A 15,921-nucleotide genomic window follows, 5' to 3' on the forward strand; every position below is an offset into this window, starting at 1 on the left:
GCGTGTCGTCCGCCTGATCACGCGTGCGTCCATCTGATCACGCGAGTCACGCGGTCCGGGTCGACTCCGTCCACTTGCGCAGCCGCGGCGGCACACGCTTTTCGAGGCCGTAGTTCTCCAGGTGCGCGCTGAAGACCTCGTCGAAGGCGCGCTGCACGGTCTCGGTGTCCCACACCGGCCGCTCGAGGATCGGCTGCTTGAGGTACGGCTGCCCCATGACGTGCAGCTGCGGCCCGTTGCAGCGGATCATCTGCCCGGTGATGCCGTCCGATCCGGGGCCGAGCAGGAACAGCACGACCGGCGCGATCCTCGACGGCGTCCGGTCCGGCGGGCAGGCCCGCAGCGACCGTTCGGACTTCCACACCATCCGGGTGTGCGCGAGCGGGCAGACCGCGTTCACCCGGATCCCGCTCTCCTCCAGGTCGAGCGCCCACGAGTAGGTCAGCGAGGCGACGGCGCCTTTGCTGGCGGCGTACACGCCGAGCTTGCGCTGCCCGAGCGACGCCCCCGACGAGATGTTGACGATCGACCCCGGTTCGCCCCGCGCCACCATCGCCTTGATCGCGGCGAGCCCGGTGTACATGACGCCGAGGACGTTCACCTCGACCAGCTCGCGGGCCTGCTCGACGTCGTCCTCCCACGGCAGCGCCTCGTAGTTCAGGCCCGCGTTGTTGACCAGCCCGTCGATCGCGCCGAACTCGGCGAGGCACAGGTCGACGATCTCCTGTGCCTGCTTCGGATCAGCGACGCTGTGCCCGCTGGCGACCGCCCTGCCCCCGAACCGGCGGATGTTCTCCGTCGTCCGTTCGGCCAGCCCGGCGTCGATGTCGTTGACCACGACGGCCCCGCCCGCCCTCGCGACGTGCACCGCGAACGCCTCGCCGAGGCCCCGTCCCGCCCCGGTCACGACGACGGCCTTGTCGTCGAGCAAACCGTTCATCGCCTTCACCCCTTTGACCCAGCCGGCCTCCACCTCCAGACCGGTCTCTACTCAGTGTTGGCCCATTCGGCCCAACCGGACCGCCGTCGGCGGCGAACGGCGGCCCGGCTGCGCCGAGCGAGGACGGGGCGATCGGCGCGCAGATACCCGCGGGCGAGTCAGGCCGTCGTCACCCACCGGCCGGACGGCGTAGCCCGATCAGCTCAACAGGCGGAGGATTCGGCCGTCTTCTCTTCGTCTCCCTGTAGCCGGAGGCATACTGAACGTTGTCCGGCGGGACGACAACTGTGACTCCCTCGTCGACCGCGTACCACGGCAGGCAAGAATGCGAGGGACGGAAGTTCACCCGATCGGGGGGAGGTGGTCACGCAGTGAAGACGAACGCGGCGCCGCGGATGACCGCCGCCCTGGCGAACCGCGAGTTCCGCGCACTCTGGCTCGCCGAGGTGCAGTCCCTCATCGGGGACCAGCTCACCATCGTCGCGCTGGCGATCCTCGTCTACGACCGGACGGGTTCCGCGCTGCTGTCCGCGGTGGTCTACTCCCTGACCTTCCTGCCCGCGCTGGCCGGCGGTCTCGGCCTCTCGCAGCTGGCCGACCGCTACCCGAGGCGCACCGTCCTCGTCGTCTCGTCCCTGATCCAAGGCGTGCTGATCGCGATCATGGCGATCCCCGGCACCCCGCTCGCCCTGCTGTGCGGGCTGGTGGTCCTGGCACGGCTCGTGAACGCTCCCGGCAACGCGGCGCAGAACGCGCTCACCCGCGAGGTGTTCACCGACGACGACCTCTATCTCAAGAGCCAGGACATCAGGGGTATCTCCACCAACACCGCCATGCTGCTCGGCCTGGCGGGTGGCGGCCTGCTGGTGTCGCAGGTCGGGGTGAGCTGGGCTCTGGCGCTGGACGCCGCGACGTTCCTGCTGAGCGCGGCCGTGGTCCGCTTCTCGGTTTCCCGGCGGGCGGCGGCGTCCGACGGCACCGGCAGCTGGTTCGGCGCGGTGAAGCAGGTTTTCGGCAACCGTCACCTGCGGGTGCTGGTCTGGTTCTCGTGGCTGGTCGGCCTTGCCGTCGTCCCCGAGGGGCTCGCCGCGCCGCTCGCCGCGGAGATGGGCGTGGGGAAACAGGCCGTCGGCTGGCTGCTGGCCGCCGATCCGCTGGGCTTCGTCATCGGGGCGTTCCTGCTGTCCCGGTTCGTCTCGGCGGAACAACGGCGGAAGCTGCTCGGCGTGCTGGCGGCACTACCGATGGTCGCCCTGATCGCCTTCGCGCTCCAACCCGGGCTCATCCCGGCGTTGCTCCTGCTGGCGGCGGCGGGTGCCGCGGGGGCGTACCTGATCACGGTGAGCGCCACGTTCATCACCTGGGTCCCGAACGAGCTCAGGGGCGGTGCGGGTGGGGTGTACCGCACGGGGTTGCGGGTGGCTCAAGGAGTAGGGGCGGGACTCGGCGGGCTCGCCGCCGATCGGCTCGGTGCGGCGACCTCGGCCATCGCCCTGGCGGGCGTGGTCGGCCTGCTGCTGGCCGTACTGGTCGCACTCAGCTGGGGACACGTCAACGGATCCGGCCCGGAACCGCTGCTGTCATGACGAATCCACACTGGACGACCCCTGGGGCGGCACGGCCGCCCGGCGGGTTCGTACTCGGAAATCTCGACACGACACTGCTTCGGCACCTCAGTGAAAAGAAACGGCTTCGGATCAGAAGTCACGGCTCGACACGGTCATCCACCTCCCGGCCACCTCGTTGCTGCGAACTATTACCTTGCCCGGGCTCAGAAGTCACGACTGGACACTATCCGTCACCCCTTCCGCGTCACGTCTCGAAAAACATTCGGTCGCCAAGATCAGAAATCACGGGACACGATTGGCACCTCCGGTCCGTGTTCGCGGGCACCCTTGCCGGTGTCGGACAACCGATGCGATGGGATGATACCGGCCGTGGAATACGAACGGTGTATCAGTCGGTACCGGTGAGATTACTCAGCCGTGCCGTCCGCGCGGAAAAGAGGTAGCAATTGCCAGCCGAGACCGGTGACCGCCGCCAGCACGGTGACGGCACCGGCGACCTTGACGACGCGACGGCGACGCCCGCCGCCCAGAGCGGTGCACCGGTGACCGAACGCGGGCAGGCGAGTCCGGAAGGTGACCGGGCCCCGCGGGAACGTCATCCCTACGATCCCAGGGCGTGGGCGCTGTGGCAGCGGCCGAAGCGATTCATCGCGTTCCTTTTCGCGATGGAGGCGGCCGGAATCGCGATCATGGTCCTCGCCACGATGAATTCCACGAATCCGGGGAGAATAGACTGGGTTCGTTTCGCGATTCTCGCGGTCGGCGCCACGGCGCATATTCAGCTCACCCAGCGGCAAGAGGAAAGGCGGCGCGATCGAAGCCGTACCGTCCTCATCGACCTCACCGCGGTCTGGACATTTCCGGCCGCCGTGATCCTGCCGCTTTCGCTCACGCTTTCCATCATCGCGATCGTGCGCATCCAGCATTGGTTCATCGCCCGCCGCCCCGCGCACAACTTCGTGTTCTCATCGGTCACCCACGGCGTTTCGGTGACACTGGCGTCGCTCACCTTCGCCGCTTTCGGGCCGCATGAATGGGGACGGATCTCCGGCTGGGACACCCTCGGCGAGTTCGGCGTCCTGATCGTCACGGGAATGGTCTTCGAGGCGGTGCAGATCGTCTACATCGGCGGCATCCTCGCGCTCGGCTCGCCGAAGCGGCCGTCGATCTCCACCGTGCTCGGCAATGCGGCGGACAACCTGCTGGAGGCCATCACGATCGGCCTCGGCGCGGTCACCGCGGTGCTGCTGTTGATCATGCCACCGATGGTGATCGTGATGGCCGTGGTGACGGTGGTGTTCAATCGCCTCGCCGAGATCGACCAACTGCAAAACGACGCGCGGACGGACCCGAAAACCGGTGTTCTGAACATGCGCGGATGGTCGGAGTCGGCCGATCGGGCACTCGGAAGGACCGCCCGATCGGACGACAGCCTTGCTCTTCTGATGATTGATCTCGACCACTTCAAGTGGATTAACGACACATATGGACATCCGGCGGGCGACGACGTGCTCCGGGACGTTGCCCGGAAATTGGACGAGGTCACCCGGCCCGCCGACGTCATCGGCCGGTTCGGCGGCGAGGAATTCCTCGTGCTCCTGCCGGATATCGACGAAACGGCGGCCAAACTCGCCGCCGAGCGAGTGCGCAGCGCCATCGCGGAACTGCATATAGTGACTACCGACAAAAGGGGCAGCCGGGTGACCATCTCCGGCCGCACCACCTCGATCGGGGCGGCACTGTTCCCTCGTCACGGTGAATCCCTGGAGGAACTCCTGCACGCCTCCGACGCCGCCGTCTACGTGGCCAAGGAGAACGGCCGGAACCAGGTGCGCTTCGCCCAGGACGTGGACCGGCCGGCTCCCCCGTCCGCCGGCGACTCGCATCCGGAGGACTAGGCCGTGTCCTGTAAGTCTGTTCGATGGGCTTCGTGATGCAGGTGGTTCCTGACGGTGCGGGCGGGTCGGCCTCGTACCGGGTCGTACTCGGCCGAGCCCGCCCGTGCCGTCAGGGAGCGCCTGGGCGCGGAGACCGCGAACATGACTTGCAGGACACGGCCTGAACGCGCGTCACGCCATCAGGGGACCTCCAAGGAAACCCGGGGGTTATCCGGATGTCGGCCTTGATCGGCGGATGGCACCCTGGACGCCATGCCAGCGACAGCCGAAGCCGCCGCTCGTCCTGCCCGGATCCGGCGGCCGTGGTCGACTTCGGGCTGGTTGCTGCTGGTCACCGTGCTGGTGTTCGGCTTCGGGCTGATCGCGTCACGGCCGGCCTCGCCGCCGGACCAGGGGCCACCGACGGGTGACATCCTCGCCGCGCAGAACGCGGTCGACGCGCTGGTGCGGCCGGGCCCGGTCGAGAACGCGATCGCCGAACTGCCCGCCGACTTCACCGCGGTCAGCGGGATCACGCCCGGCGTGATGACGGCACGGGACGGCACGGTGCGCGCCGTCCACTCCGACGGTGGATGCTCGGCGCCCTGGGGCGACGACAACACCAAATGGGACTACGCGGTCCCCTGCAAGGCGCACGACCTCGGCTACGACATCCTCCGCTACGCCGAACGCAAGGGGCACCCGCTCGGCCAGGAGGCCAGGGCCTCGCTCGACGACCGGCTCGCGGCCGACATGCACAACGCCTGCGTCCTCAACCCGATGGACTCGCGCGGCACCTGCGACGTCGTCGCCTCCCTCTACACCGCCGGTCTCGTGCTCAACTCCTGGCACCAGCGCTGGGGTCCGCCGGTCGGCGATCCGCTCGGCCCGATGATCGCCGGCGTCCTGGTGATCGGCGCGCTGCTGGTGTTCCGGCTGCGCGGCTGGGCCCGCAACCGCCGGACCGCCGTCACGCTCCCGGCCGAGTCGCGGCCGGTCGCCCCGGTCGGCCGGTGGGCGTTGCTCGGGGTCGCCGGCGTCGTCCTCATGCTGCTCGGCGAATCCGCCGTCGCGCTCGCGCACTGGGCGGGGGCGCCGGAGCGGTCGTTGTGGCCGTTCACCTGGCTCGCCCAGCTGTGCCCGCTCATCTTCTTCGCGGTCGGCCGGATCAACGAGGCGGGCTGGCGGTCGATCCGCGCGGCCGGCGGCCGCTATCCGCAGTACCTCGCCGATCGTGCGAGCCCGCTGCTGCGCCCGGCGCTGATCTTCGCCGTCGTCGCGCTGGTCGTCCCCCTCGCGCTGGAGGTGCTGGGGATCCCGACCGGCACGAACGCCACCGTCATGCGGATCGCGTTGCATCCGCTCTGGCTGCTCGGCGTCTTCCTGCTGACCGTCGTGCTCGCGCCGGCGCTGCTGACGCTGTATCGCCGGACGCGGACCGCCTCCGTCGCCGGACTGCTGGCCTTGACGCTGGCGAGCGAGGCCGCCGCGCAGTGGTCCGGCTCGGCCGTCCCGCGTTACGCCGAGACGTTGTTCCTCGCCCTGTTCGTCCAGCAACTGGCGTTCGCCCACGCCGGCGGCGTCCGGTTGTCACGCGGCGCCCTCGTGGCGACGGCGTTCACCGGCGCCGCCGGGCTGGGTCTCGCGGTCGCCGCCCGCGGCGAAGGACCGATGCTGCTCGGCGGGCCCGGCGCCCCGGCGGCGCTGTCGGGCCCGCCGTGGGGCGTGCTCCTGATCGGACTGGTGCAGCTCGCGCTGCTCGGCCTGCTCGCGCGGCCGCTGGCCCGGCTCGGCGACCGTCCCGCGGTCGCCACCACCGCCCGCCTCGTCCTGCGCGCCCCGATGAGCCTCTACCTCGGCTTCCTGTCCGCGATGCTGCTGCTCGTGGCGGTCGTCTATCTCCCGGGGCCGTTCGTGGACGGGCTCAGCTGGCTGGCCCGCCCGAGGGTCCTGCTCGCGATGGCCCTGCTGGCCGTACCCGCGGTACTCGTGTTCTGGTGGTTCGAACGGCATTCGGGCCCCCAGCAGCGGACGGCCGACGAACCGGGCCTGCGGGCCATGGTCTTCTGCCGCGCGGCGGCGACGGTCGGCATGGCGTACGCGATGCTCGGCGTGTTCGGGTTCGCCCTGACCCGCTTCGGCGGCGCGTCCGCCGACGCCGACCTCCTGGGGATCCGGTTCGGGCCGGTCCAGAGCCTGGTCAACCTGCTGCTCGGGGTGTACCTGCTGCACACCGTGCGGAACGGCACCAGCCGGATGACCGGCACCTGGCTGGTGTGCGCGGTCGCGTGCGCGCCGCCCTTGATGACCGCCCTCGACGGGAAGCAGGTGAGCGCCGCCTCCGTCGCGCTGCCGGTCGCGACGATCGTCGTCGCGATGCTCGCGGCGGCTGCCACCCTGGTCCCGGCCCGCGCCGCCCGGCGTGTCCTGCCCTGATCCGCACGGCACTGACCAGGCGTTTTCCGTACCATCAAGAGGAAACCGGTGGTGCGTGCCACATCTCCGGGGGGATGTGTAATCCTGCGACAACCCACAACGGGCACCATGCGTCCCTTGAAGAGACCGTCGAACCGGTAACGACCAGAAGGAGCAGACCGCGTGGAGTACCCGCCTCGGAATGGGCATGGGGATCGACGTCCCGCCCGGCCTAGGCAGGACGCGCCCGGACGCGTTCCTTCCCGCCCGGCCCCGCCACGGAACGCCCGCCCGGACGCGGGCCCGCCGCCCCGGCGCCCGGCCCCGAGGCGTTCCCCCCGGCGGTCGTTCCGCGGTCCCAAGATCGCTCTCGGCCTGGTCTCGCTGCTGGTGATGGGCCTGACCGGGTACGCGTGGGCCGCGATGGACGGCCTCACCTTCGCGAACGTCGGCATCGGCGCCGACGAAGGCGACAAGCCCGCCGACGGCGCCCGCGACATCCTGCTCGTCGGCCTCGACAGCCGCACGGACGCGCAGGGCAACCCGCTGTCCAAGGAGCTCCTCGCCCAGCTGCGCGCCGGGCAGGCGGACGGCGAGCTGAACACCGACTCGCTGATCTTCGTGCACATCCCGAACGACGGCTCCAAGGCCGTCGCGATCTCGCTGCCGCGTGACTCCTACGTCGACATCCCCGGCGGCTACGGGAAGCACAAGATCAACTCGGCGTACGCCCGCGCGATGCTCGACGAGCGCAAGAAGCAGCAGGAGAACGGCGTCTCCGACCCGAAGGAACTCGACCAGAAGGCCAACGAGGCCGGGGCGAAGACCCTGATCAAGACGGTCGAGCAGCTGACCGGCTCGACCATCGACAACTACGCCGCCATCAACCTGCTGGGCTTCAGCGAGATCACGCAGGCCATCGGCGGTGTCGACGTCTGCCTCAACAACGACGTCAACGACCAGTTCTCCGGCGCGAAGTTCACCAAGGGCCCGCACACCATCTCCGGTGTCGAGGCGCTCGGCTTCGTCCGGCAGCGGCACGGGCTGCCGCGCGGCGACCTCGACCGCGTCGTCCGGCAGCAGGTCTTCATGGCCGGGATGGCGCGGAAGGTGCTGTCGGCGGGCACGCTCGCGAACCCTGGCAAGCTCAACGACCTGATCACGGCCATCAAGAAGTCGGTCGTGCTCAACCAGAACTGGGACGTCTTCGGCTTCGCGCAGCAGATGAAGAGCCTGACCGGCGGCCAGCTCGAGTTCCGGACGATCCCGATCGTCAACATCGAGTACAAGACCCCGAACGACGGCGTCGCCATCCAGGTCGACCCGAAGCAGGTCAAGAACTTCGTGCAGGGGCTCGCGGGCCCGCAGCCGGGCGAACAGCAGCAGGCGCCGCCCGCCGAGTCGCCCAACAAGGCGACCACGGTCGACGTCCGCAACTCGACCCCCCGGGACGGGCTGGCCTCGTCGGTGCTGAAGCAGCTCGTCGACAAGGGCTTCACCGCGGGCGACACGGCCACCGCGACCGCGCGCAAGAAGACGGTGGTCTGGGTCGCCAAGGGCGAGAAGGCGAAGGGTCAGGCGGTCGCCGACGCGCTCGGCGGCAACCCGACCGTCCAGGAGGACAAGAGCGTCCAGGCCGGGCACGTGACGGTCTTCCTCGGCTCGGACTTCAAGGCGCCGAGCGGTGCCGAAGGCTCCGGCTCCTCGCAGAACGCCGCCGGTTCGTCGGCCGCCGCGCCCCCGCCCGAGCAGTCCGACGAGAAGCCGATCACGGCCGAAGGCGTGCCCTGCGTCAACTGACGCCGCGCCGCTCCTCCGGGCAGGCGGGCTCAGGGTGTTGCGAAAGCCACTTTCGCAACCTTCAACGTTGCGAAAGTGGCTTTCGCAACGGCCTGCGCCGCCACTCAGGCGCGGCGCCACCCTCCGGCACGTGTCGCGAAAGCCACTTTCGGGACGCCAGATGTCCCGAAAGTGGCTTTCGCGACACGGCCTCCCAGGCGCCGCGCGGCCCGGATGAGGCCTGACGACCACCCAAACACCCCCTCCGCACACCCTTTCCTTCACCCATTCGGCCCAGCGAGCCAAAATCGATAGGAAAAGCACCCCCGAAACCGCGTAAGAGCGGCGACCCTGCCGACTTTCATACACGTGAGCGCGCTCGTCCCCGGTTTTGTCACACGGGGCGGGCGGTGGAGAAGGTTGGCAAGGCAGGGGATGGGGAGTGCTGATCGACGCTGAGAGCTATCAGCGGATACTCGGAGACGAGCTCCGCAAGCTCCGCCGTAAACGTGGCTGGACACGCAAGGAACTGAACCAGCATCTGCAGAGCGAGATCTCGCTCCAGACGCTGGCGACCTACGAGCTGGGCACCCGGCACTGTTCCGTGGTGCGACTGGTCGAACTGTGCGTCGCGATGGACGAGCTACCACAGGATCTGCTGGCCAAGGTGCATCGCCGGGTGTTCGTGGACGAACCGGGCCGCGTCCGGATCGACCTGCGCCAGGTGATCAAGGACGAGCAGGAGGAACTGCTCCCCCTGCGGCGGTGGGCCGACGACCGGCTCAAACGGTCGGGTGACAACGGCTCCGCCGAAGTCCATCTGGATCTCGCGGCGCTGGAACGGATGGCCGAACTCTGCGGCATCCCCACCGTCGATCTCATCGGAAGGCTTCGCCGGCTCAACCCCTCATGAGCGCGGCGTTCCCCGGTCCGTGAAGGCCATGCCCCCCATCTTGGCTTTCACGGACCTCCCCCTCTTCGCGTGAAGGCCCCCTTCCCTCGGCTGAGCCGAGGGAAGGGGGCCTTCACGCGCGTTCCCGGCTCAGCCGAGGAGTTCGTAGTCCTCGCGGCGCACCTTGCGGGTGTCGAGCCAGTAGCGCCAGGTGAAGCCCGGCCAGATCGTGCGGTTGACGCCCTTCGCGTCGAGATACCAGCTCTTGCACCCGCCCTGGGTCCAGATGCCCTTCGCGAGTTTGCGCTGGATTTCGGTGTTGAAGCGCTCCTGCGCCTCCGGCCGCGGGTCGAGCGCCCTGCCGCGGGCGAGCCGCAGCGCCTGCGCGACGTAGGAGATCTGCGCTTCGATCATGAACACCACGGAGTTGTGCCCCAGCCCGGTGTTCGGGCCGAGCAGGAAGAACAGGTTCGGGAACCCGGACACGGTGATGCCCCGATACGTCCGCATACCCTCGGTCGCCCACTCCTTGCCGAGGTTGCGCCCGTCGCGGCCGATGATCTCCAGATCGTCGAAGGCGTCGGTGACGTGGAATCCGGTGCCGTAGATGATCGCGTCGACCTCGTGCTCGACGCCGGCGCCGTCGACGACGCTGTGCTCGCGGACCTCTTTCACGCCGTCGGTGACGACGTCGACGTTGTCCCGCGCGAGCGCCGGGTAGTAGTCGTTGGAGACCAGGACCCGCTTACAGCCCATGGTGTAGTCCGGCGTCAATTTCCGGCGCAGCTCCGGGTCCTTGACGCTCTTGTGGATGTTGCGCTTCGCGATGCGCTGGCCGATCTTCATCACCCACGGCTGTCCGTTGAAGCCGATCGCGCGGGCTTCGAGACCCCAGTAGAGGACGTTGCGGAAGGCACGCTGCAGCAGCGGCACCGAGCCGAACGTCTTCCGGAGCGCTTCGGGCATCTCGCGGTCCGGCTTCGGCATGATCCACGGCGGCGTCCGCTGGAAGAGCGTCAGTTCGGCGACGTCCTTCGCGATCCGAGGCACGAACTGGATCGCGCTCGCGCCGGTGCCGACCACGGCGACGCGCTTGCCGGTGAGGTCGTAGTCGTGTTCCCACCGCGCGGAGTGGAAGGCGCGGCCCTTGAAGCGCTCGATGCCGGGCAGCTTCGGGATCTGCGGCAGGTGCAGCGCGCCGACCCCGGCGACCAGCGCGGGCGCGACGAACTCGTCGCCCGACTTCGAGGCGACGTGCCAGCGGTTCTCGTCCGCGTCCCAGCGGGCACCGGTCATCTCCTGGCCGAAGCGGATGAAGCGGTGCAGGTCGTACTTCGCGGCGACGTCGCGCATGTACTGCCAGATCTCCGGCTGCGGCGAGTACGCGCGGGACCAGCCGGGGTTCTGCTCGAACGAGAACGAGTACATGTGCGAGGGGATGTCGCAGGCGCAGCCGGGATAGGTGTTGTCCCGCCAGGTGCCGCCCACGTCGTCGGCCTTCTCCAGGATGACGAAGTCCTCGCGGCCCTCTTTGCGCAGCTGGATGGCCATGCCCAGCCCGGAGAAGCCGGTTCCGACGATGACGACACCGGTCTCGGTGCGGTTGCCCATGACCCGACCTCTCGTTCGTTTTACCTGTTACCGGAAGTCCACCTTACTCGAAGTAGGTTACCTTCGGTAGAGTGTTGTGGTGACGACGGCGAAGCGCAAACGCATGCCACGGGCAGAGCGGATGCGGCAGATGATCGAGATCGCTGAAGAGGTCTTCGCCGAACGCGGCTACAGCGCGGCGTCGATGGACGACATCGCGGAACGCGTCGGGGTCTCCAAGCCGATGCTCTACGAGTACTTCAACTCGAAAGAGGGACTGCTGCTGGCCTGCATCCAGCAGTCGCGGGCGGCGCTGCGCGAGGTCACCGAACGGGCGACCGTCGGCGCGACGTCCGCCGAGGACGCGCTGCGGCGCGGACTGCTCGCCTTCTTCGTCTTCATCCGGGAACGACGGCAGGCCTGGTCGCTGCTCCGCCACGAGATGGCCCTGGTCGGGACCGGCGCCGCCGACGAGATCGAGCAGACCCGGCGCCAGCAGACCGACCTGATCGCCGCACTGATGGGTGACTACTTCGACGCGGGGGACGACCTCCGCGCCGAGGCGTCCGCGGAGTTCGTCGTCGGGGCGTGCGAGCGGCTCGCGATCTGGTGCGAACGGCACGAGGACGTCAGCCCCGAAACGGCCACCGGATACGCCATGGATGTGCTCTGGTCAGGCCTGTCCGCGCGGGCCCGCTGAAACGACTGTGAAGATGCTCGTGCATTAGGCCATTCGGTCGTCACTCAGAGCACATTGCCGCCAGTGTCTTGTGACACAGAGTTGTCCTACTGTATCGATGACACTGTAGAAAGTCTGATGGACAGTCGCGGCCTCCGTCAGGAGGGGGCGCCACCACCCGAAAGTGGCGTCATGACGGCGGCGTGACGAAGTCCATTGAGTGACGCTTGCTCGCGAGGAGAGGGGTGAGGCGGATGACCGAACCGATCACCGCGTCGTACGTCCAGGAGGACGGCGACTGGAAGATAACGGTCAGCGGCTCCGGTAAGGAACTGACCGGTCGCGCGCCGGGCATCATCGCGGCACGGGACCGGGCCGACCAGCTGGTCGAGAAGCTGTCCCCGCCGGAACATTCGACGGTGGTGCACCTGCTCAACGGCAGTGCGCTCGAGTTCACCGCCGCCTACATGACGGCGAGGCTCACGCTTCCGGAGATCGAGCCGCTCGAGGTTCCTCCGCCGGCGAACGGCAAAGCCAAGGAGAAGGCCGCCAAGCCGCCGGTGCCTCAGGGCAAGGAGCTCCCGAAGGCCGTCGACGAGGCGAAGTCCAAGGAGAAGCCCGAGTCCGCCAAGACACCCGCCAAGGCGGCCCAGACCTCCTGAGACCTACTTCAGGAGTTTGCGGATCAGCAGCACGCCGATCAGCACGGCCCCGCCGATGAGCGGGTACTTCACCTTGGGCTCGTCCAGCTTCGCGCGCAGACCGGTCTTCGCGGAATCCACCAGCTTCGCGGGGTTCGCCTTCGTGCCCAGCTGGTCGAGCGTGGCGACCAGCGCGTTCCTGGCCTGCTCGATCTCACGCTCGATGGTCTCGGGATCGCGAGCCACGTGTCCTCCTCGCCGCGACGGACTTGCTGGAAGCCCACGTTAGAGGACGCCACCCCGTACCGTGGCACCGGCCACGCCGAGAAACGCGGATCGTGTCGCACGCTACGATTTCGGGGCAGTACTGGGGGCCCGTAGCCCAATTGGCAGAGGCACACGGTTTAGGTCCGTGCCAGTGAGAGTTCGAGTCTCTCCGGGCCCACCCACCCTGCATCCTCGTGAGTGGCAAGGACGGTTCCAACCGTCCTAACCACTCACGAAACCCACACGGCTCAGCGCGCCCGGTCGTAGACCAGCGCCATCTCCCCCAGTTCCCCGACCTCCTGATAAGCCAGCGCCCATTTCGACGCGGGCAGGCCGTCGGCGAACAGCCGCCGCCCGCCGCCGGTGATCTCGGGGCAGATCATCAGGTACAGCCGGTCGAGCAGGTCGTCGGCGAGCAGGGCCTTGATGACGCTGGCGCTGCTGTTGACCAGGATGTCGCCTTCCCCGTTCGCCTTCAGGTCGGTGATGACGTCGGCGACGGGGGCGTTCACCACGCGGGCGCGGTCCCAGGGCGCTTCGGTCAACGTCTTCGAGAAGACCACCTTTTCGGCGTCCACCAGCCACTTCGCGTAGGCGCGGTCGCGCGGGTCGGCGTTCTCGTCGGCGGCGATGGTGGGCCAGAAGCCCAGGAAGCCTTCGGCGTTCAGCCTGCCGAGCACCGCGGTGGTCGCCGTCTCGTGGATACGGGCGAGGTGAGCGCGGGCGACGTCGGTGGTGGCGTACGAGACGATCGCGCCCAGGTCGCCCGGGCCGCCGGGGCCGCTGTAGTGGCCGTCGAGGGTGAGGCTGATGTTCGCGGTGACGCGGCGGCCGGTCGGGTTCGTCATGTCGTTCAGTCCTTTTCCTGGGTGAGCTGAGCTGCGAGGTTGTCGAGCACCTGGCCCCAGCCGGTTTCGATACCGGCGATGAAGGGGACCGCCTCGACGGTCGTTTCGGTGATGCGCAGGTCGAGCCGGAGCCGGGTCCCGCCCGGCGCCTCGGTGAACTTCAGGTCGTAGTGACCGGTGAAGAAGGTGTTCCCCTTGGCGTCCAGCACCGAGAGGTCGAATTCGAGGTGTTCGGGTTCGGTCGCGGCGCGGACCTCGCCCGCGGAGCGGTATCGCCCCTCCGCGTCGCGGTAGTCGAGTACGGCCCGCCCCCCGGCCCGCGGCTCGATGACGCAGTCGGTGACGGTCATCGAAGGCGGCGCCCACCAGGACGCGAGCAGCGCGGGCTCGGTCCAATGCCGCCAGACGACGTCCGGCGAGGCGGAGAGCAGGCGGTCGAACGTGAACGCCCGGCCGTCGGCCCACCGATCCTGGTTCGCGGACGCGATGTCCGCGGAGATCGCGGCCTGATAGCGCGCGAGGACATCTCGCTCGCCCTCGTTCGCCTCGATGGTCGCGATCAGCGCCCGCAGCCGCGCTTCGAAGTCCTTCAGCGGGGCCGCTTCGACGGCGTAGACCCGACGCTGCCCCAGCGGGAAAACCGTCACGAGCCCCGCGCGGGCGAGGGTCTGCAGGTGCTTGGTGGTCTGCGGCTGCCGCAGGCCGGTCAGCTCGGCGAGTTCACCGACGGATCTCGGCCGCTCGGCGAGAAGCTCGACGATGCGCCGCCTCGCTCCGTCTCCCAGTGCCGCTGCGATCTGCTCCATGCCGAGAAGTATTCACTCATCAGAATATTCCTGTCAAGGAATATCTTCAGGATGGAACTCCAGGAGGCTTCGCTCCTCGGTCAGCGTGGTGACGGAGTCGAGGACCAGCCTGTGTGAGGCGGCGAGGTCGCGAAGTTCGTCGAGGCGCCGCTCGCGGCCGCCGTAGAGCACGAGCATGACCAGGTCCCATTCGGTCTGGGCCCCGAGCCCGCCGACCGCCTCGATGACGAGGATCCGGCCGCCCGGGCCGGCCGCGTCGGCGCAGCGCGCCAGGATGCGATGGGCGTGCTCGTCGTCCCAGTCGTGCAGGATGTCGGAGAGCAGATAGGCGTCCGCGCCTGCCGGGAGCGGATCGAAGAAGCTGCCCGCCGTGACCTCGACGCGGTCTTCGAGGCCCTGCGCGCGCAGTTCCTGTTCCGCGGCGGCCGCGGTCGGCGCGAGATCGACGAGATGGCCGCGCATCGAGGGATTGGCCTTCAGGATCGCGGCGAGCAGGCTGCCATGACCCCCGCCGACGTCGACGAGCGTGCCGAACCGGGACCAGTCGAATCCGGCGACGAATCGTGGCACCTGCGTCAGGAACCGCTGGGTCATCTGGCGGTCGAACGTCTCCCGCAGCCGGGGGTTCTCGGCGAGATCGGTCCAGAAGTCCTTGCCGTAGCGGCGGATGTAGCCCGCCTCGCCGGTGGCGATGCTGTGCGCGAGTTCGATGAACGCCAGTTCGCCCCGCCCGCCGGCGGCGTTCATGTCCAGGAGCCCGGCGAGCCCGTTTCCGGCGTCGACGCGGAGTTTCGCCCCGTACTCGGTGGTGCGGTAGCCGTCCGGAGTCGCCTCGACGACGCCGAGGGTCGCGAGATGCCCGAGCAGCAAGCCGAGGGCGAGCGGGGATTGGCCCAGCTCCGCCGCCAGATCGTCGACGGCCGAGCCGGGCCCGGACAACCTGTCCGGCAGCCCCAAGGTCACCGCGACCCGCAGCGCCATCGGCGTCGCGAGCCCGGCCAGCCGGAGGAATTCCTGTCTGTCAGTGTCACTCATGGGGTCAGCGTCCGCCCGGTGAGACCCGGGTTCTCCACGGCTTCGACGTAGCTCCGCGCGACGTCGGCCGCCGGAGTGCCGCCTTCCGGCTCGCCGAGCGCGGCGAGGGTTTCGCTCACCCAGCCGGGGCTGACGGCGTTGACCCGGATGCCGCGCGGCAGTTCGCGCGCGGCCGCGGCGACGAACGCTTCGAGACCGGCATTGGTCAGGACGCCGAAAGCGCTGCCGCGCAACGTCTCCGGGATCCGGCCGGCGGTCAAGGTGACCGAGCCGCCGTCCGGCAGATGCGGGATCGCGCGCCGCAGCAGGAACACCTGACCGAGCAGTTTCCCTTGCAGCCCTTGGGTGAACTCTTCGTCGGTACCGCCGTCGACCGGCACCAGCGAGCCGCTCCCCGCACAGCATACGACGTGCTCGATCCCCGGCTCGGCGGCGAAGAGCGCGTCGAACGTGGCTGGCTGCTCGACGTCCACTTTGACCTCACCGGAGCGGGACGCGGGGAGCACGGCGTGCCCGCGCGCGGTGAGTGCCGACGAGACGGCGGCTCCGATCGTCCCGGTGGCACCGATCACGAGGATCTTCAT

At 68.9% G+C, this 15,921-nt stretch carries 14 protein-coding genes and 1 tRNA gene; 8 read left to right on the top strand and 7 right to left on the bottom strand.

Annotated features, from left to right (window positions below):
- Positions 1–46 precede the first annotated feature (46 nt).
- Positions 47–940 carry an SDR family NAD(P)-dependent oxidoreductase gene (locus tag ACZ1DY_RS35180; protein ID WP_126732738.1) on the bottom strand — a complete coding sequence of 298 codons (894 nt, stop codon included), beginning with the start codon at positions 938–940 and terminating at the stop codon, positions 47–49.
- A gap of 371 nt (positions 941–1,311) precedes the next feature.
- Here ACZ1DY_RS35180 and ACZ1DY_RS35185 point away from each other — a divergent pair, with 371 nt between their 5' ends.
- From ACZ1DY_RS35185 to ACZ1DY_RS35205, 5 genes are all read left to right on the top strand, one after another.
- The gene (locus tag ACZ1DY_RS35185; protein WP_257484658.1) at positions 1,312–2,526 is read left to right on the top strand and encodes an MFS transporter; all 1,215 of its coding nucleotides are present in this window, start codon (positions 1,312–1,314) and stop codon (positions 2,524–2,526) included.
- A 428-nt stretch (positions 2,527–2,954) separates the two neighbouring features.
- Positions 2,955–4,406 carry a GGDEF domain-containing protein gene (locus ACZ1DY_RS35190; RefSeq protein WP_465482272.1) on the top strand — a complete coding sequence of 484 codons (1,452 nt, stop codon included), beginning with the start codon at positions 2,955–2,957 and terminating at the stop codon, positions 4,404–4,406.
- A 252-nt stretch (positions 4,407–4,658) separates the two neighbouring features.
- On the top strand, positions 4,659–6,821 hold the full coding sequence (locus ACZ1DY_RS35195; RefSeq protein WP_465482273.1) for a phospholipase A2: 2,163 nt from the start codon (positions 4,659–4,661) through the stop codon (positions 6,819–6,821).
- A gap of 162 nt (positions 6,822–6,983) precedes the next feature.
- Positions 6,984–8,600: an LCP family protein gene (locus ACZ1DY_RS35200; RefSeq protein WP_465482274.1), complete on the top strand. Its 1,617-nt coding sequence runs from the start codon at positions 6,984–6,986 to the stop codon at positions 8,598–8,600.
- Between the two features lie 421 nt (positions 8,601–9,021).
- Positions 9,022–9,492 carry a helix-turn-helix domain-containing protein gene (locus ACZ1DY_RS35205; RefSeq protein WP_126732732.1) on the top strand — a complete coding sequence of 157 codons (471 nt, stop codon included), beginning with the start codon at positions 9,022–9,024 and terminating at the stop codon, positions 9,490–9,492.
- Between the two features lie 129 nt (positions 9,493–9,621).
- On the opposite strand, the gene ACZ1DY_RS35210 is transcribed toward ACZ1DY_RS35205, so the two are convergent.
- The gene (locus tag ACZ1DY_RS35210; protein WP_465482275.1) at positions 9,622–11,082 is read right to left on the bottom strand and encodes a flavin-containing monooxygenase; all 1,461 of its coding nucleotides are present in this window, start codon (positions 11,080–11,082) and stop codon (positions 9,622–9,624) included.
- Positions 11,083–11,203: 121 nt separating this feature from the next.
- Between ACZ1DY_RS35210 and ACZ1DY_RS35215 the strand changes: the two genes are divergently transcribed.
- Together ACZ1DY_RS35215 and ACZ1DY_RS35220 are read left to right on the top strand one after the other, a co-directional pair.
- On the top strand, positions 11,204–11,761 hold the full coding sequence (locus ACZ1DY_RS35215) for a TetR/AcrR family transcriptional regulator (RefSeq protein ID WP_465485746.1): 558 nt from the start codon (positions 11,204–11,206) through the stop codon (positions 11,759–11,761).
- Between the two features lie 233 nt (positions 11,762–11,994).
- Positions 11,995–12,402, top strand: a complete 408-nt coding sequence (locus tag ACZ1DY_RS35220; RefSeq protein WP_465482276.1) for a hypothetical protein — start codon at positions 11,995–11,997, stop codon at positions 12,400–12,402.
- Positions 12,403–12,405: 3 nt separating this feature from the next.
- Here the strand turns inward: ACZ1DY_RS35220 and ACZ1DY_RS35225 are convergent, their stop codons facing one another.
- A complete protein-coding gene (locus tag ACZ1DY_RS35225) occupies positions 12,406–12,627 on the bottom strand; it encodes a DUF3618 domain-containing protein (RefSeq protein WP_005165704.1) in 222 nt (73 codons plus the stop codon).
- A gap of 125 nt (positions 12,628–12,752) precedes the next feature.
- Here ACZ1DY_RS35225 and ACZ1DY_RS35230 point away from each other — a divergent pair.
- Positions 12,753–12,826, top strand: a tRNA-Leu gene (locus ACZ1DY_RS35230).
- A 70-nt stretch (positions 12,827–12,896) separates the two neighbouring features.
- Here ACZ1DY_RS35230 and ACZ1DY_RS35235 read toward each other — a convergent pair.
- The 4 genes from ACZ1DY_RS35235 to ACZ1DY_RS35250 are packed head-to-tail and all read right to left on the bottom strand — an operon-like array spanning position 12,897 to position 15,921.
- Positions 12,897–13,496 carry a dihydrofolate reductase family protein gene (locus ACZ1DY_RS35235; RefSeq protein ID WP_126732728.1) on the bottom strand — a complete coding sequence of 200 codons (600 nt, stop codon included), beginning with the start codon at positions 13,494–13,496 and terminating at the stop codon, positions 12,897–12,899.
- Between the two features lie 5 nt (positions 13,497–13,501).
- On the bottom strand, positions 13,502–14,302 hold the full coding sequence (locus tag ACZ1DY_RS35240) for a metalloregulator ArsR/SmtB family transcription factor (protein WP_465482277.1): 801 nt from the start codon (positions 14,300–14,302) through the stop codon (positions 13,502–13,504).
- Positions 14,303–14,335: 33 nt separating this feature from the next.
- Complete coding sequence (locus tag ACZ1DY_RS35245) at positions 14,336–15,337, bottom strand: methyltransferase (protein ID WP_465482278.1); 1,002 nt, start codon at positions 15,335–15,337, stop codon at positions 14,336–14,338.
- Entirely contained in the window at positions 15,334–15,921 is a 588-nt protein-coding gene (locus ACZ1DY_RS35250) for a short chain dehydrogenase (RefSeq protein ID WP_465482279.1), read from the bottom strand. Before ACZ1DY_RS35250 ends, ACZ1DY_RS35245 begins: the two co-directional genes overlap by 4 nt.

This window comes from Amycolatopsis sp. PSD-21, assembly GCF_055561455.1.

Coding starts and splice junctions, on each gene's coding strand:
- ACZ1DY_RS35215 (WP_465485746.1), top strand. CDS start 11,204: ATGCGGCAGATGATCGAGATCGCTGAAGAGGTCTTCGCCGAACGCGGC.
- ACZ1DY_RS35250 (WP_465482279.1), bottom strand. CDS start 15,921: ATGAAGATCCTCGTGATCGGTGCCACCGGGACGATCGGAGCCGCCGTC.
- ACZ1DY_RS35210 (WP_465482275.1), bottom strand. CDS start 11,082: ATGGGCAACCGCACCGAGACCGGTGTCGTCATCGTCGGAACCGGCTTC.
- ACZ1DY_RS35245 (WP_465482278.1), bottom strand. CDS start 15,337: ATGAGTGACACTGACAGACAGGAATTCCTCCGGCTGGCCGGGCTCGCG.
- ACZ1DY_RS35235 (WP_126732728.1), bottom strand. CDS start 13,496: ATGACGAACCCGACCGGCCGCCGCGTCACCGCGAACATCAGCCTCACC.
- ACZ1DY_RS35180 (WP_126732738.1), bottom strand. CDS start 940: ATGAACGGTTTGCTCGACGACAAGGCCGTCGTCGTGACCGGGGCGGGA.
- ACZ1DY_RS35240 (WP_465482277.1), bottom strand. CDS start 14,302: ATGGAGCAGATCGCAGCGGCACTGGGAGACGGAGCGAGGCGGCGCATC.
- ACZ1DY_RS35220 (WP_465482276.1), top strand. CDS start 11,995: ATGACCGAACCGATCACCGCGTCGTACGTCCAGGAGGACGGCGACTGG.
- ACZ1DY_RS35195 (WP_465482273.1), top strand. CDS start 4,659: ATGCCAGCGACAGCCGAAGCCGCCGCTCGTCCTGCCCGGATCCGGCGG.